At 54.0% G+C, this 18,714-nt stretch carries 14 protein-coding genes; 4 read left to right on the top strand and 10 right to left on the bottom strand.

Translation table 11 applies throughout. The annotated features are described in order from the left end of the window. Nucleotides 1-51: 51 nt before the first annotated feature. The 3 genes from holB to JAO79_RS09460 are packed head-to-tail and all read right to left on the bottom strand — an operon-like array spanning nucleotide 52 to nucleotide 4,186. Nucleotides 52-1,083 (bottom strand): DNA polymerase III subunit delta', encoded by a 1,032-nt coding sequence (gene holB / locus JAO79_RS09470; protein WP_199007007.1) that lies wholly within the window; start codon nucleotides 1,081-1,083, stop codon nucleotides 52-54. Next, a complete protein-coding gene (locus JAO79_RS09465; protein ID WP_199007006.1) occupies nucleotides 1,080-3,167 on the bottom strand; it encodes a DUF3488 and DUF4129 domain-containing transglutaminase family protein in 2,088 nt (695 codons plus the stop codon). The genes holB and JAO79_RS09465 overlap by 4 nt, the downstream gene beginning before the upstream one ends. Next, nucleotides 3,164-4,186 (bottom strand): DUF58 domain-containing protein, encoded by a 1,023-nt coding sequence (locus tag JAO79_RS09460; protein ID WP_413785053.1) that lies wholly within the window; start codon nucleotides 4,184-4,186, stop codon nucleotides 3,164-3,166. The genes JAO79_RS09465 and JAO79_RS09460 overlap by 4 nt, the downstream gene beginning before the upstream one ends. A gap of 239 nt (nucleotides 4,187-4,425) precedes the next feature. Between JAO79_RS09460 and JAO79_RS09455 the strand changes: the two genes are divergently transcribed. Beyond that, the gene (locus JAO79_RS09455; RefSeq protein ID WP_199007004.1) at nucleotides 4,426-5,040 is read left to right on the top strand and encodes a hypothetical protein; all 615 of its coding nucleotides are present in this window, start codon (nucleotides 4,426-4,428) and stop codon (nucleotides 5,038-5,040) included. A gap of 133 nt (nucleotides 5,041-5,173) precedes the next feature. Here the strand turns inward: JAO79_RS09455 and JAO79_RS09450 are convergent, their stop codons facing one another. Both JAO79_RS09450 and JAO79_RS09445 read right to left on the bottom strand, forming a co-directional pair. Continuing rightward, the gene (locus JAO79_RS09450; RefSeq protein WP_199007003.1) at nucleotides 5,174-5,974 is read right to left on the bottom strand and encodes a DUF6160 family protein; all 801 of its coding nucleotides are present in this window, start codon (nucleotides 5,972-5,974) and stop codon (nucleotides 5,174-5,176) included. A 174-nt stretch (nucleotides 5,975-6,148) separates the two neighbouring features. Further along, nucleotides 6,149-6,727 (bottom strand): hypothetical protein, encoded by a 579-nt coding sequence (locus JAO79_RS09445; protein WP_199007002.1) that lies wholly within the window; start codon nucleotides 6,725-6,727, stop codon nucleotides 6,149-6,151. 171 nt (nucleotides 6,728-6,898) lie between these two features. Between JAO79_RS09445 and pabB the strand changes: the two genes are divergently transcribed. Beyond that, nucleotides 6,899-8,290 carry an aminodeoxychorismate synthase component I gene (pabB, locus tag JAO79_RS09440; RefSeq protein ID WP_199007001.1) on the top strand — a complete coding sequence of 464 codons (1,392 nt, stop codon included), beginning with the start codon at nucleotides 6,899-6,901 and terminating at the stop codon, nucleotides 8,288-8,290. A gap of 42 nt (nucleotides 8,291-8,332) precedes the next feature. Here the strand turns inward: pabB and thrH are convergent, their stop codons facing one another. Further along, entirely contained in the window at nucleotides 8,333-8,947 is a 615-nt protein-coding gene (gene thrH, locus JAO79_RS09435; RefSeq protein WP_199007000.1) for a bifunctional phosphoserine phosphatase/homoserine phosphotransferase ThrH, read from the bottom strand. A gap of 210 nt (nucleotides 8,948-9,157) precedes the next feature. On the opposite strand from thrH, the gene JAO79_RS09430 reads away from it, so the two are divergent. Beyond that, a complete protein-coding gene (locus JAO79_RS09430) occupies nucleotides 9,158-9,883 on the top strand; it encodes a phosphoadenylyl-sulfate reductase (protein ID WP_199006999.1) in 726 nt (241 codons plus the stop codon). 61 nt (nucleotides 9,884-9,944) lie between these two features. On the opposite strand, the gene cysB is transcribed toward JAO79_RS09430, so the two are convergent. Continuing rightward, nucleotides 9,945-10,922 carry an HTH-type transcriptional regulator CysB gene (cysB, locus tag JAO79_RS09425; RefSeq protein ID WP_199006998.1) on the bottom strand — a complete coding sequence of 326 codons (978 nt, stop codon included), beginning with the start codon at nucleotides 10,920-10,922 and terminating at the stop codon, nucleotides 9,945-9,947. Nucleotides 10,923-11,137: 215 nt separating this feature from the next. Between cysB and JAO79_RS09420 the strand changes: the two genes are divergently transcribed. Then, nucleotides 11,138-13,873, top strand: coding sequence for a LuxR C-terminal-related transcriptional regulator (locus JAO79_RS09420; protein ID WP_199006997.1), 2,736 nt, complete (start codon nucleotides 11,138-11,140; stop codon nucleotides 13,871-13,873). Nucleotides 13,874-14,128: 255 nt separating this feature from the next. On the opposite strand, the gene dinG is transcribed toward JAO79_RS09420, so the two are convergent. Genes dinG through JAO79_RS09405 form a run of 3 tightly spaced genes read right to left on the bottom strand, consistent with a single transcriptional unit; the run spans nucleotide 14,129 to nucleotide 18,711 of the window. Then, nucleotides 14,129-16,306: an ATP-dependent DNA helicase DinG gene (dinG, locus tag JAO79_RS09415; RefSeq protein WP_199006996.1), complete on the bottom strand. Its 2,178-nt coding sequence runs from the start codon at nucleotides 16,304-16,306 to the stop codon at nucleotides 14,129-14,131. Beyond that, nucleotides 16,306-17,016 carry a general secretion pathway protein GspB gene (locus JAO79_RS09410; RefSeq protein ID WP_199006995.1) on the bottom strand — a complete coding sequence of 237 codons (711 nt, stop codon included), beginning with the start codon at nucleotides 17,014-17,016 and terminating at the stop codon, nucleotides 16,306-16,308. The genes dinG and JAO79_RS09410 overlap by 1 nt, the downstream gene beginning before the upstream one ends. 3 nt (nucleotides 17,017-17,019) lie before the next feature. Then, nucleotides 17,020-18,711 carry an ExeA family protein gene (locus JAO79_RS09405; protein WP_199006994.1) on the bottom strand — a complete coding sequence of 564 codons (1,692 nt, stop codon included), beginning with the start codon at nucleotides 18,709-18,711 and terminating at the stop codon, nucleotides 17,020-17,022. Between the last annotated feature and the right edge of the window lie 3 nt (nucleotides 18,712-18,714).

Raw genomic sequence — 18,714 nt, 5'->3', positions numbered from 1 at the left:
CCAAGAATTTCCCGATATTTCACAATCATAGCAGCTGAACTTAAACAAAGCTCAACTTGCTTTGCGCCGCACGGGCATCAACGATCGCCAGGCGATCAATAGCTGGCTGGCTTCCAGTTCAGGACTGGCGTTGTAAACCGCCGCGCTTCGGCTCTCTTTCACTTTATCCAACAACTCATGGGCGCGCCAAGCCGGATTGCTTCGGGCAAGGTAACCAAACATGTCAGCGGTTTCAGGATCAGACACATCCCCACCTGCACAGCAACGGGCGAGATCAGCCGCCCAACTCTCAAATAGCCAAAGCGCATCATCAACGCCCAAGGCTTTGAATTTCTTGGCAGCTTCACCAACCCCGACCTGCCCCTTCATGAACTGACGAAATGCGTCGAAAGCGGCATCCCGAAGTGACAAAAACTCTCCGGTGGCGTATTCAAGCGCCAATCGAGGCGCATTGCCTGAGAGCAACAAGCTCCGGGCAAGATCCCGATCCGATGGCCGGGCATCCTCATCCAGACTGGCCACTTTCGTGGCGAGCCACTGGCTTGCTTGTTCGACGGTGGGCAAAGGTAATGCAAGAGCCTGGCAGCGTGAGCGGATTGTCGGCAAGATCGGCCGGCCGCTCTCCTGCAACAACAATAAGGTGACATCTGGCTGCGGCTCTTCCAACGTTTTCAACAATGCGTTGGCAGCGTTGATATTGAGCTGGTCGGCGCGGTCTATTATGGCAACCTTATGTTGCGCTACCTGAGCCGACGACACCGCAAAAGAGGTCAACGCACGAATCTGGTCAACTCTGATCATCCTCGACTTTTCGGGAGCGTAAACTCGCAAATCCGGATGCGTGCCAGCAGCCATCAGCTCACACTGTTTGCAGGATCCACAAGCCAGGGGCGCTCCGTTTCCCAGTCCACTTGGCGAGTCACACAGAAGAAGCGCACCAACGGCTTTCGCCCAGGCCTGCTTACCTACCCCTCGTTCGCCTCCCACCAACAACGCGTGCGGTAAGCGTTTCTGGGTCAAGCGCTGTTGAATGCTTTGCCAGTGATTGGCAAGCCAAGGCATGTCCTGTGCTATATCCGTCATTTAACCGTGCCTGTGGAACTTTGTTGGCCATCCTGTCGAAGCTGGCGTTTGATGGCTTTCAATAATCGTTGGAGGCGCTGCAAATCTTCGCCGCGGTGCGATGATAATCCCTGCCTATAGTAATGGCTGTTCACCGCCCGGGCAAAAGTCCTTGCAGATTCGGCCACTGCAGGCCGGGCAGTGGCTAATCGTTCCGCCTGAACCATCGGGGTTTCCCCGCTGCGTACCGGAACACCTGCCTGCTGACAAAGTCGCCGCCAGCTTTCCAGCGCCCTTCCGTAACCGTCTCGCCGTTCGCCGGTTCTTAAGCTCAAGCCGGACACAATACCTGCAATAAGCAGGGCGAATCCGACAATCCCTGCGGAAATATAACCCAGTTCCTTCAACCCCATCCCGCCGGGCAAGCGAGACATGAGGTCTAACTGGCTTTGGCCTTGATACCCAACCACCCAGCGTTGCCATTGGTAGTTAATCCGGTCGAGTTGTAGCCCCAGCCACTGCAGCGCTGCAAAATCCTGATAGCGCTGAAGCGATGTAAAGTCATTTTCAAGAAACGAACCTTCTTCCGCTACTGCGTCTCTAAGCCCGGATTCTATTCGGCTCGGCGCAATAGCCGCCGTGGGATCAACTCTCACCCAGCCGCGGTTTTCTATCCAGACTTCTACCCAGGCGTGTGCGTCGTATTGGCGCACGATCAGATACTCGCCTGCCGCACCCGGGTCACCACCCTGATAACCCACAACAACCCGAGCCGGAATACCGGCCGCTCTGAACAAGAAGGTTGAGGCCCCTGCGTAATGGGCGCAAAAGCCCCGTTTGTTATCAAACAGCAAAGCGTCTACCCCATCCTCGGGCATCGCGGGTGGGCGTAGCGTGTAGTAATAAGCCTGCTCCCGGAACCTGCGCATGAGCGCATCCACCAACTCTGCGGGCTGTAGGTCAGCGGCCATGGTTTCAGCAAGCGCACGGGTTTTGGGATTACCACTGCGAGGTAGTTGCAGATAGCGGTTTCGTTGAACAGGGTTGAGCTCCAATGTCGGCGCGCCCGGTGCTTCCGCCAAGGCCATCCGGTACCGTACCGGACTGTCTGCCGGCCGCTCAAAACGAAACAAATCTTCTCCGGCCGCAAACACATTGCTTGAAGCCGCCACGGAATTCTCAAGGGTAAAGGCCCAGCGCTGATCTGTTGGCTCCATCAAAACATCGTATTCGTTCTCGGCAAGTGAGCCAGCTCCGCCGTCGGTCGCAACCCGACCCAGTCGCCGAAAAGGTTCGTTGTCTCGCTGGCGCCAGGTTTCGCCATCCAGATAATCAAGGATCAGTCCGCGCCAATAACGATCCCTGTAATCCGGATTCTCTCCGCCAAACGTTACGCGAAAGGCTCTTTCGCTACTTTGAGCCAGATTCGAAATATCACCGGGGCGCATGGTATCCGAGATTCCGCTGCGGGCCTGTCCCGAGACCAGCGGCACACTCCACAACGGCGCCATTCGCGGGAAAAACACGAAGAGCAAAATAACAATTGGCAGGGTTTTCAGTAACAATAAGCCTAACCGTTTCCAACCTGCGCGGACGTGCCCCGGCAACGCCGGTGCATTCAAAATTTGCAGCCCCACCAGCAGACACCCGATGGCCGAAAAGGTTATCAACGCCCAAATAATGCTTTGTTGGAACAGAAAATTGACAGCCGCGAGATAAACCAAAATAAAAAACAAAACATAGAAATCCCGTGCTGTTCGGGTTTCCAGCCATTTCAAACCCACGGCAAGCACAAAAAACGATGCTGCGGTATCAACGGTAAAGCGGCCTTGCACCGTAGCTACATACACCGCAACCAACACCAACATCACGCCGGTCTTCAGCCACCGGCCGGGTAGTCGAAATCTTCCTTGTTGTGCCAACCAACGCCACACCGCCAAAACCGCACATGCGGCTACCAACCACAAAGGCAAACGATCCCACTGGGGAGCGAGCAGCAAGGCAAAGGCCCCAATCAACCAAAGCAAGGCGCCTGCAGGAATAGCCTGCATCGCGCTGCCGCCATCGTGGTTCTGGCTCAAGCTGAAACGGCTCAACACGCTCATTCCGATGCCCCCGAATAACCCGCATCCAACGATTTTCGCGTGCCATACGACAATGCATCCTGATCTCTCGGCGGCTTTTCACCCCAGGCGGCAAGCGCGCGGAGGCAGCGCTCCCCATGTGCGGAACCTGAATCCGGCTCAATGATTTCGCCCGGAAGATTGAGGCCGAATCGAGCCCCCTGCTGAACGCGATCAGCCACAAGCCAGGCCAAATAACTTAAACGAAGCTCGGCATCGGCCCCCGGAAAGGCGTTGAAGTCCAGCCAATGGGGACTGCCCTGTTCGCCCTGCCAATCTGCGACCACCATCTGGCCCGAGCGCGCGAACCGCTTCCACATTACCCGCTGACTGAGGTCACCCTCACGGAATGGCCGCAAATCCGCATTGTCCTGCCCTATCACCGGCTTAGCGGCCGTTGCTTCAGCGCCGTCGTCAACCTGACTTCCCGCTTCCGGTGCCACCAAAGGGCGCGGATACGCCAGCGCGGCCGATGACGGTCGCAGCCAGGACCATGCCTTTAACAAACCAAAGGGAAAACGTGTTTCTATACGAATCCTATCCGGACGCACATACCCTCGATGTGCAGATGGAACTGGCAACACCACGTCTTTGGTTGCGCCTGCGGGAATATGAAGCTGCTCAAGCACCGAATCTTCCACTGACACCTGAATCGCCACGGCCTGATCTTTGCCGGCCGTCAGCCTTAGATAAAAAGGAATATCGTCGCCGGCGGTTCCTTCGCCAGTTCGGGTAACCGACAGAGTCAATCCCGACAAATTTCGGTGGGTTTGGTGCATCGCACCGATAAACACGGTACCCAACACAAACGTCATCAGGTAAATGAGGCTATTCTGGTAGTTGATACCGGTAATCAGCATGATTAGCAGCAGAATGCCAAACACCACCCCTGCCCCGGTGGGCAAAATGAAGAGGTTCTTTTGGCTAAACATCTGACTATCGGAACGGGGAATCCGTCGATTGATCCAGCCCCGCCATCGCTGCAAAAAACCTTGCCTCAACACGCCCTCCAAGTCCCCGCGACTATTTATTCTCACCCGATTCGGTGCTCATCAAACCACAGTTTGGCACCTCAGACACAACTATACTGATTAACTGTGGCTTCTGATCACACCTAGGGCACTTTCTGATTGAAAAAGTGTCTGACAACCAGAATACTCCGAATAGGGAGCGTATCGGCTGAACATAGCATTCTCAGCGGCAGCTCTGAACAGACACGGTAACGCACGAGGCACGGATTATGACTCGCCCATCACTGCTTGCAGCAACCATTGCAGCAACTTTGGCCAGCCCCGCTTGGGCCGGCGTACAAACCATGAGCTCTGATGAGATGGTTGATACCTACGTTGAAGACTCGGCGGTTATCGTCGTGCCCAGAAATCAGCAGAAATCTGAGGCCGATCGACAGAGGATCATCCGCGCCTTGACGATTTCCCCGGGAGAGCCGGTGGTTACCGAAGCGGAGGAAGAGGCCTATCGGGAAGCGTTGCAGCGTTATATTGAAGATGGGCGAAAAGATGCGCTTACCGATGCTGAAGAGGAGTTTGTACGTAAAGCGCTTTTGCTGCCTATCGACGAATTAGCCAACGCACAACCGCCAGCGGATTTTACGCCTAGGACGCTGCCTTTGATTTTTGGCCAGCAGCCCGACATTCCGGACGAGCCTTTCACGCAAACGTTTATGAACGATCAGCTAGGGCTTGGTTTCGACGGGCAGAATCTGAATTTCAGCATTGGCAACCCGCCGGGGTTAAACCAGATACAGGTGCCGCAAGGAATTAATGAAGGGCCGGTTACCCTGACACCTCGGCCAGGTGGTGGATTTGATTTGTCGATTGCGGTGCCGGATCGGTGATCGTTTAGACACATCACTACACGTAAAACGGCAACTCTCGGGTTGCCGTTTTTGTTTTCATGATTTTATTTCAGGCATAGAAAACGCCCCGCAGTGCGGGGCGCTTCTTCACCAATTAAGCGATCAGGTCAGATTAGTGACCGTATACTGCCAGCTTGGTGTTAGAGATGGTCAGGTTATCAAGAGCAACCGAACCAATAGAGGTACCGCCAATCTCGATCGCACCGATGTTCATGTCCATGGTGATGTCGTTGATGTCGATACGCAGAACGTCGGTCGCAGTGGATGCACCCAGACCGGCGCCTTTGTAGACATTTACATCAGCAACTGCAAACAGCGCTGGCAGGCCACCAGCAGGTCCATCCTCAAAGAACCGACCACCCATGATCGACATGTCACGGATACCAACGCCCAAGAATTCAACGTCGAAGTCCATATCTACAACGTTGAACGCTACGTCCAGTTGCAGTTGGTCAGTCGCGGTATCAACACGGATGTCTAACTGTGCCAAGTTACCATGGCCGGCCAGGTTAGAAACCAGAGTCGTGCTTTGACTTCCGTCAGCAGCAACCAACGACATAGAGTTAGCGGTCATACCCCAGTCGATTGGAGCGCCAGAAAGTGAGTGAACAGAAATAAATGCGTCGCCATCGGCTTCAACGTCGATATCGATGTACAAATCATCCAAAAGGTTAGTGCCAGCACCGCCAGCCAAACCAGAACCACCAATCTGAATACCGTTTACAGTAAAGGAGCCTTCATCCGTATACACGAAGGAACCAATGCTTACTTGGGTTTCCAGCTCGATGGTCACACCAGCCTGACCGGTGATGTCACCCATCATGGCGTCGTCCATCGCTTTCAGATCAGCGTTCGCCGCGAAAGGTGCAGCAGCGATAGCGGTTACCAGAGCAATTTTTTTCAGGCCTTTCATTTTATTCCCCTTATGAAACTCATTTTGTTTTTATCTGAGTTTTTGTTTGGCGTGGAGTTCGATGCCCCACAACTCCATTTAAGATTGTTTTACACTCTGAATCTGTGACCGCACGCACAAACCGCTACCTTTCGATTACATTCAGAAACAAACAACGATGAGTTCACATTTCAATCAGGAGGCGCCTTCTTTAGCGTCGTAAAACCACTGGAACGGTTTTGTTTGGGTTACAGGCGCAGCCCACGCAATATCCCCGCCGTCTACCTTGTATCCAATCACTTTATTTCCTGAAACTCCAAGTCGGTGTTCATGCTCTATCACCAACACCTCAGTGTCGCTCTGTTCACTCAGGCGCCCGGTGTACAGAATTGCTGCAGCGTTAATTTCGCCCTTCCTCGCTACGGACTTGAATGCAGCCCTGTACACTCTGATTTTCGCGGCGGCGGGCATGCCTTCAACCTGACCATCCAGATTGAGCCGTTTTACCGTTTTACCGTCTTTCATGAGCATCCATGCAGAAGGCATGGCTTGGTCAGCGTTCAGGATTGCTTGCTGGTACTCTTCTGTTGCTGCATCAGACAGCCGAATCAGTTGTTGCTGGGCTGTTGCAAGAATGCCTGCCAACTCTTCTTCAGAAATTTTGCCATCTGCCAGTGGCCCGCTTGCGGGAAGCTCTTGGGCTAATGAAACGGTGGCCCCCATCGTAAAAAGAGAGAAGGTTGCGACAAGCACGTGCTTTCTAATTCCGAGCATAGTGATACTTCCATTATTGTTATGCAGATTTCCGGCCCAGACGCTTAAAAACGGGTAAAATACCGAGCAGCCTGAACAGTAACGCCATCTATTAAATCAGCGCGCAGCCTTAGCAGACAACGCAGATAGTGTGCAGCACGTATCATTCTTCCAATTTTTAACGGAGGTAACTTGGCTCTTCCTCTTTGTCAGCCGCTATCCCGAAAACAGTACGAAACACTCTGTAGCCGTGCCTCATGCCAAAACGATTTCGTGTTTCTGGGCAGTCCGGCCAACGATGGAGAGCGCGGTTCTGCCCAAGGGTTTTCAAGCAATGCTGCAGAGCAGGTCGTGCTGAACGCCACAAAAGGGGCAGGAATCGATACTCGGGTTGTGGCTGATCGCATGAATGCTCTTCAAGCGCCTTACGCCACAATCCACTTGGACGAGCCCGAACACACTAGCCCGTTCACGGGGGGCTGGGTTGGCCACATCGCTTACGAGTTTGGCTACGCTCGGGAACCACGCCTGAATCAACTGCAACCAGAGGGACAATTCCCGTTGCTCTTTGCTGGCCTCTATCTATGGTTTGCCAGTGAAGACCTGGAAACCGGCAACTGTTACCTATGGGTTCACCCAACGCTTTGCGGCGCCCAGCAAGAAAGGCTGGCTAGCTGGTTAAAGGATGAAGACAGTTCGAATCACCAAGGCTCCTGGGCCATCAAGCAAACCTTCAAGGCCACTCAAAGCGCAGACTCATTCCGCAACAAAGTGCAGCAAGTTCGAGATTACATTGAAGCCGGCGATTGTTATCAGGCCAACCTGTCGCAGTCATTCGAAGGTCAGTACCAAGGCAAACCTTGGGCGGGTTTCAGCGCCTTAAGCAAAGCGAACCCCACGCCTTATGCAGCCTTCCTGAAGCACCGGAACAGTACGATCGTATCTGTATCGCCCGAGCGTTTTTTAGATATCCGAGGGCGCCGAGTGACCACCAGCCCCATAAAAGGCACCCGCCCCCGCGGCACCACACGCGAGCAAGATGCAGCACTGGCTCAGGAACTGCTCGCCTCCGAGAAAGACCGAGCTGAAAACCTGATGATTGTCGATTTGCTCCGGAACGACCTCAGCGTCAACGCCAAACCCGGCTCGGTAAAAGTTGACGAATTGTTTGCACTGGAAAGCTACGAAAACGTTCACCATTTGGTCAGTCACATCAGAGCTGAACTGAAAGACGGCGTGTCTCCATTACAGGCGCTGTTCGATGCCTTCCCCGGCGGCTCCATTACCGGTGCGCCTAAAATTCGTGCGATGGAAATTATCCGTGAATTAGAACCCCACTGGCGCGGACCCTATTGCGGTTCGGTGTTCTATTACGGGTTAGACGGCAAGCTCGACAGCAACATCGCTATTCGCACCCTACTCTGCGAGAACGAACATACAGATGAAAACGGGTTAGAGCATGGCACTATTCGATGCTGGGGAGGCGGTGGCATCGTTGCAGATTCGGAGCCGGAGGCGGAGTATCAGGAAACACTGACAAAAGTTCAGCCCCTGATGAAATTTCTGGAGAATTTGAAACTCTGACCTGCGCCACCTTTTGGCGGCGCAGGTCAGCCGTTTAATCTATTAAGCGCTGTGAACAGCACTTGCCTTCAAAAACTCTTTCTTCAGATCTTCGAATTCATGCACCGCCGGGTACTGCGGGAATTCTTCAATCACGTTCTGCGGTGCGTGGAACAGGATACCGGCCTCGGCCTGCCCCAGCATAGTGGTGTCGTTATAGGAATCACCGGCAGCAATCACTCGGTAGTTCAACAACTGGAAAGCACGAACGGACTGGCGCTTGGGATCACGCTGACGCAGCAAATAGTTGGTGATCTGGCCGTTCTCGGCCACTTCCAGCTTGTGGCACAGCAGCGCCGGGTAGCCCAGCTTCTTCATCAACGGCATCGCGAATTCGTAGAAAGTGTCAGACAGAATCACCACCTGGAAACGCTCACGCAACCAATCCAGAAACTCACGAGCACCCGGCAGCGGGTCCAGTGTTCCGATCACCTCCTGAATGGCCGGCAAACCATAACCGTGCTCATCCAGAATCCGCAGGCGCTGTTTCATCAGTACATCGTAATCAGGAATATCCCGGGTGGTGGCCTTGAGTTCTTCAATTCCGGTTTTTTCTGCAAATGCGATCCAGATTTCCGGGATCAATACGCCCTCAAGGTCAAGACATGCGAGTTCCACAACGGTCTCCTGATTCATCAATTGTTGAGCGAGCATACCCAATGCTCATCTTTCAAGCGGCTATCATATGAAAAACGAGGCCTAAATGCATCGGATATTGGGCCGACTCTCCTGCCGACAACGCATAAACATATAGATTGTCATTCCTTCAGGTTATGAATTGTTTGTTGTAGCCTTGAGGGAATTCTATATTGGCAATGCTGGAGCAACATGACTGACATCGATTCTCTCCGCTCGGAACTGGACGGCCAAAGCCCCCGGGCGATTCTCAAAGCCGCCTTGGCACGTTACGACAACATCGCGATTTCCTTCAGCGGCGCTGAAGATGTGGTGCTGATCGAAATGGCCCACAAGCTGACGGACAACCTAAAAGTCTTCACGCTGGACACCGGTCGGCTGCACCCGGAAACCTACGAGTTCATCGAAAAAGTTCGCCAGCATTACGGCATCGAGATTGAAGTGCTCTTCCCGGAAGCGGAAGCCGTTCAGAAACTTGTCAGCCAAAAAGGCATGTTCAGCTTCTACGAAGATGGCCACTCTGAATGCTGCGGTATCCGTAAAGTGGCGCCGCTACGCAAAAAACTGGCTACCGTAGGTGCCTGGATCACCGGCCAACGCCGTGATCAAAGCCCCGGCACCCGCAACGATGTACCCGTGGTTCAGATTGATGGCGCATTTTCGACCGACGAAAAACCGCTGGTGAAATTCAACCCGCTGGCAAACTGGAGCTCCAAAGAAGTATGGGACTACATCCGGATGTCGGAAGCCCCCTACAACACGCTGCACGAAAAAGGGTTCATCAGCATTGGCTGTCAGCCCTGCACCCGTCCGGTGCTACCAGGCCAGCATGAACGCGAAGGCCGTTGGTGGTGGGAAGAAGCCACCCATAAGGAATGCGGGCTTCACGCCGGCAACCTGATTGGCAAATCCGGCTAATCGCTAGTCACAAAAAAGCCCGCCTGTGGGAGCACAGGCGGGCTTTTTATTGCGCGTTCAGTTAATACGTGGGCAATTCGATATCTTCAAACAGCGCAGCAATTTCTGTACGACTGCCCTGGTGCGCCACCACACGATCAACCATCTCTTTGGTCAGATGCGGTGCAAACCGGTTCATGAAATCGTACATGTAACCGCGCAAGAAAGTTCCTTTGCGGAAGCCAAGGCGCGTGATAGAGGGGCGGAACAATTTGCTACCATCCAACGCCACCAGATCGGTATCCACTTTAGGGTCATAGGCCATGCTGGCAATGATCCCTACCCCTAAACCAAGCCTTACATAAGTTTTGATTACGTCGGCATCGGCAGCCGTGAACACCACTTTGGGTGTCAGCCCTTTAGACTGGAACGCTTCGTCCAGTTTGGAACGCCCGGTAAAGCCAAAGACGTAAGTGACCAACTGGTATTCTGCGAGTTCTTCCAGAGTCAGCTCCTGCCCTTGTGCCAACGGGTGATCTTTCGGAACCACCACGCACCGGTTCCAGCGATAGCACGGCATCATTAGCAGGTCATTAAATAGCTCCATGCCTTCGGTGGCGATGGCGAAATCAACCGCGCCGTTCGCCGCCATTTCCGAGATCTGCATCGGTGTACCTTGATGCATGTGCAGAGAGACATCCGGGTATTCTTCGATGAACCCCTGAATCACCGGGGGCAACGCATAGCGTGCCTGCGTGTGAGTGGTGGCTATACTCAGATCGCCCTTGCGCTGATTGCTGAACTCCTGGGCGATTTTTTTTATGCCTTCGGCGCGTCGCAGAATCTCGCCCGCCTCGCGGATGATAATTTCGCCACCCGGAGTGATCCGGGTTAAATGCTTACCGCTTCTGGCGAAGACCTCCAGCCCTAACTCGTCCTCCAACAAACGGATCTGCTTGGATATCCCGGGCTGGGAAGTAAAGAGACTCTGGGCGGTGGCGGACACATTCAAATCGTGGTGTGCAACTTCCCAGATATAGCGCAGTTGTTGTAATTTCATTAAATCCGTCGCTCCCAGATAAGACCTTTCACCGAATAATACGCATAAAAATGATAATTTTCATTCTTTTTGGATATACTTAGACACACATCTTCAGTGTAGCTTAATTCCCCGCATTCACAGCCCCGCCAGCAACTTGGCATTCGCTTTACACTTGACTTGAGCGTGACAAAGCACACAATCGCTTATCGAAGCTATTTTGATTGTGCTTAACCATGCTGCTAAACACTAAATTCATGAGACCATCCCCTGATCGTCGCGCGGTTCGAAGACCGCGCCTGGGCGAACTGTTGGACCCGTCAGACGGAAAACGTTTGAATTTGGTGGTTGCGCCCGCAGGTTTCGGTAAATCAACACTGGCCAGCCAGTGGTGCGCACAACAGAGTACCCGAACGGCATGGTTATCCTTGGATCCTCATGACAACCAGCCCCGGCAGTTCTGGCAATATCTGATTGGTGCATTTGAACACTCGGGATTGATGGGGCTTGAAGATGCGAAAAAACAGCTTTCTCAAGAGTCCGGCGACGATCTGACGGCTGCCATTACCTGCTTGATCAACACATTGTCAAATGAAGGCGCACCCTGGTCGCTGGTGCTGGACGACTACCACGTTATTTCTGATGACGAGATCCATCGCCAGCTCGCATGGTTTATCGACTACCTCCCGCCCGGCATTCTGATAACCCTCGCGTCTCGCACCGAGCCTCCATTGCCGCTGGCGCGCTGGCGTGTGCGTAGACAAGTCCAGGACATCTATCCGGGTTTGCTGGCATTTTCTGAAGACGAATGCCTGTCGTTTTTCCGCGACACCATGGCAATGAATCTGACGGAACAGGAAATCCGCGCCATTGGCCGGCGAACAGAAGGCTGGGTCGCAGCGATGCAACTTTCCGCGCTGTCTGGAAAAGCAGGACAGGAGTCGCAGAGCCAGAGCACACTCACTGCACCGATTGCTTTGGAAGATAAGCTGATCAGTGATTATGTGTTGTCAGAGGTGCTCGAGCAGCTGTCCGAACCGCTCACAGAATTCCTGCTCGACACATCCTGTTGCCCACGATTGTGCGCGTCCCTGTGTAACACCATTCGGGAACGCTCCGACAGCGAAGAGATGCTTGAGTCGTTATTGGCGCAGAACCTCTTCATCATCCCGCTCGATAACCGCAATGGGTGGTTTCGGTACCACGATTTATTCCGTGAGGCTTTGCTGGCACGTGCCCGCATCGTTGATCAGGCCAGAACCGAGACCCTGCAAGGGCGTACCGTGAACTGGTTGCTCAGCCACGGACACGTGCAAGAAGCGATAGGCCAAATTGTCAGCAGCAAGGACACTGAACGGTTGGCAGAAGTATTAGCTGAGCACGGCAATAACCTGATTCACGGCGGGTTTCACTTACCGGTTCTGGAATGGCTCAAACTACTGCCCGAGAGCCGGATTCAGGATAGCCCACAGCTGATGATGCTGCAGATTTGGGGGCTCTATTTTGCGAACCGGGTTGAAAAGCTGGAGCCTATTCTAGGAAAAGTGGAAGATCGACTGGATTGCCAGGTCGCAGACTCCCACCCGGATGCCGAAGGGGCGCTGGCAATCCATGCGGAGTTGTCGCTGATACGTTCCTACCTGGCTCGAAGCCGGAATGACGACAAACACGCATCGGACCTTACTCGCCAGGCTCTTAAAGAGATCGATCACAACCAGATCCCACTGAAGTCGGTTACCTACTACGGATTAGGGCTGGATTACTTCGGTCAAGGTGAACTCACCGATGCACAAGAAGCCTTGGAGACGGCTATCCATTTCGGCCAGGTGGAGCGAAAACCAAGTACAGTTTTATCTTCCGGGGGCCTTTTAGCGTGGATTCAGTATCATCGCGGTGATACCGACCTTGCTCTGGATACCACCACACGAATACGGACCTGGGTTGACGAACATTATTCCGACCCAAGCCAGCCTCGCCTGATTTCATGCTGGCAAAATTCCGCACTGACAGAAATCTATCGGGAGAGGAATGAACTGGAACTGGCCGCCAGTTATCTTTCACCTCTACTGGAGCATGTTGAAAACGGCACCGAGCCAGGCCAGCATGTGGTTATTCAGTACGTGCGTGGTCATTTGGCCTTCAGTGAAGGAAACCTCGTAGCCGCCATTGAATCGCTGGAAGATGCGCGATCGGTTGCTCACAAACGCCGGGAACATATTGTCTTTGAACCACCAGCTGTTTCTGCCCTGCTAGCCCGCTGCTACCTTGCCGCCGGCGATCAGGAGAAAGCCCTGCGCTGTATTGAGCCGGCGATAAAGCAAGCGGCGAATAACCCGCTGAACCGTGAACAAAATCAGATTTCATTGGCACGAACACTTATTTCGGGTGGGCAATACCGAGAAGCGCAAGATACGCTTTCGGCACTGATTCCCATTGCGGAACGCAATGCGCATAACCGTCATTTGGTTGAAATCCTTTTGGTTTACGCCGAAGCACTTCAGCAAGAGGGCCGGTCAGAAGAGGCATCCGCCATGCTCGAGCGGGCACTGGACAAAGCTGAAGACGCTGGTTTTATGCGGTTGTTCGCTGAAGAAAACGACAGGCTAAAACGTTTGCTACTCGATTTACCTCGCCTGAGAACACCCGGTCGCTGGAATCAGGAGCTGCTCATCATGCTCAAAGATCAGCACACCACCAGCACCCCGAAAACACAGGGATCAGCCTCTCAATGTGCGACTACGCCCCCTGCTCCCAATCTGTCTTCTCCATTAATAGAACCCCTGAGTCTACGTGAACAAGAAGTGCTGCAGCTCATCAACCAAGGTCTGGCCAATAAAGACATTGCGGTAGAGATGTCGGTAGCGCCTGCGACCGTCAAAGCCCACATCCGCAACCTGTATAGCAAGCTGGGCGTGGGTCGCAGAACTGAAGCTCTGGCCAAAGCACGAGAACTCGCACTGCTCGACCACTAATCCTAAAGTGTGACTCACGTCACACTTTTCCCACATTAAGCCTACCCACTACGCCTTTAGGACGATCCCTTTAAGCCCCTTTACGCCTTATTATGATTTCACAGTGAGGTTAACGCCTCACGCGAGATCTGAAACTCAGGCCTTCAGTCTCCTTGTTTCGCGTTGTTTGGACGCCCGGGTTCGATTAGAACCCTTTCGACAAGAGCCACCCTTACGGGCTGGCTCTTTTTTTTGGTGGGAATCAGGTGCAGTGAGTCAGTGCTCAATGAGCCGGCGGAAAGGCGGCAGCGCATCCAAAAGCAACTGCCCGTATCGTCGGGCAACAATGCGGCGATCTAGAATCGTCACGCGGCCGGTGTCTTGCTCAGTCCGTAACAGGCGCCCTACCGCTTGAACCAACTTCACCGACGCATCCGGCACAGTGATTTCCATAAAGGGATTGCCACCTCGCTGCGTGACCCACTCCGCCAGACTGGCTTCGATGGGATCATCAGGCACTGAAAACGGCAGTCGGGTAATGACAACGTGGTGCAAATATTTACCCGGTAAATCGATACCTTCGGCAAAACTGGCAACCCCAAAAAGCACACTGGCTTTGCCTTCATCGATTCGGCCACAGTGGGTTCGCAGCACTTCGTTCTTGGCCATATCGTCCTGAGTCAGAATCAGCTCCGGATACTCCGGCGCCAACGCGTCCCTTACCTGCTGCATTTGTCGGCGCGAAGTAAACAAAACCAACGTAGCCTTCTCGCCCGCCCACAAATCCGGCAGGCGTTTTATCAGCGCATCACCAAACCCTTCATCCGTCGGCAGAGCTTCAATCGCAGGCACTTCCACCGTGGCCATTTCGTTATATTTAAATGAGCTGGGAACGACCATGTACCGGCTTGCTTCCGGAAGCCCTGCCCGTGAGCGCAGACGGTCAAATCGACCCAGCGCCGTCAAAGTTGCACTGGTCAATACCGCGCCATAAACGCGTGACCATAATCGCGAATACAGCAGGTTGTCTGCCAGCACGGGTGAGCTGAACAACGTAATGTCTTCGGCGTGATCCCAACGCTGACGAACCGACCATCGCGCAGCCGGCGGGCCTTTACGCTGAACCGGCTGAGCACTTTCATCCTGATCAGGCTTCGCCGCGACGGCCCCTTCTGACCAGGCTTCCCACAACCGTAGCTGTTCTTCGGCGCGGCTATGGAATGCACCAATAACCGGATACCAGGATTCGGCGGTATCTCGATCCAGTTCCGGATCTTTGCGTTCATCGAACGCACTTTGCAGTTCCTCAACCAGAGTTCCGAGATTGCGGCACAAGCCGGCCGTAACGATTCGGGTTTCGCCGGCCAATTCCGCCAGGCTATCCGGCAGTTCGCCTTCCGGATACCGCCATTGGGCAGTCCGGCGTTCTTCGTTGAAATCCCAGCCGGTATTTTCTTCAACCTCTTCGTACACTTTCGCCAACGCAATATCGAGGTCCCGCCCTGCCACGCTGATCTTCTCTACGGCTTTGGTCGCCTGAGAACCGCCCGGCAGCCACGGCTGCATTTTTACCAAAGCCTGTGACAATTGCTTCAGCCATTGACGGGTCGAATTCAAAGGCACAGAAGCTGCAAAATGGTTCAGTGCTTTGTCGGGCAAGTGGTGCGCCTCGTCAAAAATAAACAAAGCGTTTTCCGGCTCGGGGAGAATGGCACCGCCGCCCAGAGCAAGGTCGGCCAACACCAGGTCGTGGTTAGCCACCACGATATCGGCGTCGTCCAGATCTTTTCGGGCTTCAAAAAAAGCGCAGCTATCGAAGTAGGCGCAATGTCGGTTGGTGCATTGACGGTGGTCAGTGGTGACTTGCCGCCAGATTTCATCCGGAATTTGTTCGGGCCAATGGTCGCGGTCTCCGTCCCACTCCCGGGAACCGTAGCTGCCGAGCATTTTCTCAAACGTTGCCCGGCTACTGGCTTCATCATCAACCGGGTTATCCAAGAGAAAAAGTGGCATGGTGTCGCTGTCGCCGTGCCCTTCATCGTGCAAACGGGCCTCGAGGCGAGACATGCACAAGTATCGGCCCCGGCCTTTGGCGAGGGTCCAGTTGAACTTCAGTTTGCTGTGTTTACGAAGATCAGGCAGATCTTTCAGAACAATCTGGTCTTGCAGGGCCACTGTCGCGGTGGAAATTACCAACGTTTTCCCTAACGCCTTGGCCACCGGTATTGCTGAAATCAAATACGCAAGCGTTTTACCGGTACCGGTACCCGCTTCCACAACACACGCCGACGCAGGTGACGTGCGCTGACCGTCGTTATCGGTAATCTCTCCCATGTAGCGGGCAATTTCGGCGATCATCAAGCGCTGACCATAGCGGGCTCGCACCCCCTTGCCTGCCAACACATCCCGATACGCTTGTTGAATGTCCTGTTTAACGTCTTCGGTTAGCGCCATTATCTCGGGCTCACCCAATCGCGAACGATTCCGACCCGAAAGCGCTGGCCATTTTTGCTCAGTACCACGCCATCTTCTGTGATGTTTTCAACCAACAACGAACCCAGGCTTTGGCCTGCGCGCAAATATCGGTTATTGATCATCACCCGGCTGGCAGCAGGGTCTGAGGAATAGATATGGCTGTTGAAGATCAAATCAGGAACACTCTTTTGAAACGAAAGCGGCAATTCTACCAGATGCGGTACGCGTTCTTGGGGACGTGTTTGTACGGGTGCGGGTAAGCTTTGTTGCGCAGGCTGGTTTGGCACAATAATCGTTGGCTGTTCGAATTGAGGCTCATTCAGTCCGGATTCTGTAACCGCTTGTGGCGGCTCAGCAGGCCTAACTGGAACTTGACTGACAGGTTCAGGCTGAAATTCTGGCTCTGTCTTCGCCTGTAAAGCGCGTACAGGCGCTTCCGGGGAGGTCTCCGCGCCGGGCTCCACAGCGGCTGCTGATACCCCGGCTGCCTCCGGAAGTTGCCTCGAGGGCCAAAACACATAGGCTAAAACCACGGCGTTTATGATCAACGCCAACACCACCCAGACCACCGCAGATACCGGTTTTTTCTTGGGGCGATAGATCATCTGCACCTGCTGGCCGAGATCTGGCGCTTTACCCTGGCGGCGCTCTGCTTCAGATTTTTTTAAGGCTTCGAGTATGTATGACATAACCTAGCTGTTTCCCGCCGCCGACTGTGCTACCAATCGCGGCGCCTCAATGCCCAGATCGTTATGGATCTGAATGATGGTCATCGCACCGGGAATGCCATCCACCGTTAATCCGCGCTGCTTTTGATACCAGCGCACCTGATCGGCTATACCTAAGCGTTTGATGCGGTCAGATTCCTGCGCAGTGGCCGCGTAACGATCGGCAAGCTCCATCATTTTGGAACTGATCCACAGCGTTTGGCCTTTTTTATCGGCGTAAACACCGCCACCACTCTTATACTCGGGCGCACGCCACAGAACCCGGATCCCACCAAACCAGTACTGTTCAAGCTGACGAAATTCAACGGTAACCGGCCCTTCCGGAGTCATTAGAGTGGCTTCATCGCCCTCCAATGCCTGTAAAACCACCTGGACTTCCTGCCCGGGCGCTAAGCGCAAGTCGAGGATCGCGGGCCGGTTAAGAAACTCCAGAGTTCGACGCGCACCCTCACGCTGCAAACATTCCAGCCCAACGTTTTGAGCATGTTGACATGGGTAAGGTGCAACCTCGGGATTGTATACCTTTCCCCATAGATCGAAGAGCGCAACGTACGACGCCTGGAGCGAAAGGCCGTGCTGTTCCGGGAGGAACTCTGTCTTGTCTGTTTTCGGGGGCTCGATTGGGGCCGGTGCCTCCTCAGCTTCCGCGTCCTCAGGGGTAGTCGCCGCCACGATCCGCTCAATCACACCGGAAACCGCTCGCTCATCATCGCCCTCTGCGAAGTATTCCGATTGCGGCACATCCAAAACCCACAAGGTACTGATAATCGCGATCAATACGGACGCAACCACCAACCACAAATGACTGACGCTGTCGCCAAAACGGGCACGCTTCGGTGCTCTTGGCTTCATTCCCCCACTGACTTCCTTGGCTGCTCGCTTGATGTGTAACGCGGTAATCTGGTGCTCACCCTCGGCGTAGGCCCCCAATAGAGCACGATCGCTAATCAGGTTAATCAGCCTTGGCACACCCTGGCTGGCACTGTAGAGCTTGCGGATGGCCCCGGGCGTGAACAAATCTCCTCGAAGTCCGGCGACGCTGACCCGGTACTGCAAATAGGCCGGAAGTTCCGCCTTATCTATTGCGTCCAGATGGTAGCGTGCTGTAACCCGTTGGTTGAGCTGGCGCAACTCGGGCAGTGCCAGAATATCCTGCAGTTCAGGCTGCCCAAGCAGAACAATCTGCAGCAATTTCTTTTCGGCCGTTTCAAGGTTGGTCAGCAGGCGCAGCTGTTCCAGCACATCGGCAGACAGGTTCTGCGCTTCGTCAATAATAAGAACTTTGTGCCGGCCGGCAGCGTGCGCTTTGAGCAAGTCCGCATTGATCGCATCGACTAGCACCTTGATGCTGGCATCAGCGGCATGGGAAATTTCCAGCTCATCGCAGACCGCTGACAATAACTCCCGCGCTGAAAGCCGGGGGTTGAGTATGAGCGCAATATCAACGTGGCCGGGGGCATTATCAAGGAAGCAGCGGCATACGGTGGTTTTGCCAGTACCCACTTCACCGGTGATCACAATAAAGCCGCCCTGCCCCTGCACACCATACATGAGGTGCGCGAGAGCCTCTTTGTGGCGGTCACTCAGATACAGATAGCGTGGATCCGGGGCTATGGAAAAAGGCGGCTCTCGAAAACCGAAAAAATCGTAGTACATGGT

The sequence above is a fragment of the Marinobacter litoralis genome (assembly GCF_016427555.1).
GTDB lineage: Bacteria > Pseudomonadota > Gammaproteobacteria > Pseudomonadales > Oleiphilaceae > Marinobacter > Marinobacter litoralis_A.
This window is presented reverse-complemented; position numbering and strand designations above follow the sequence as displayed.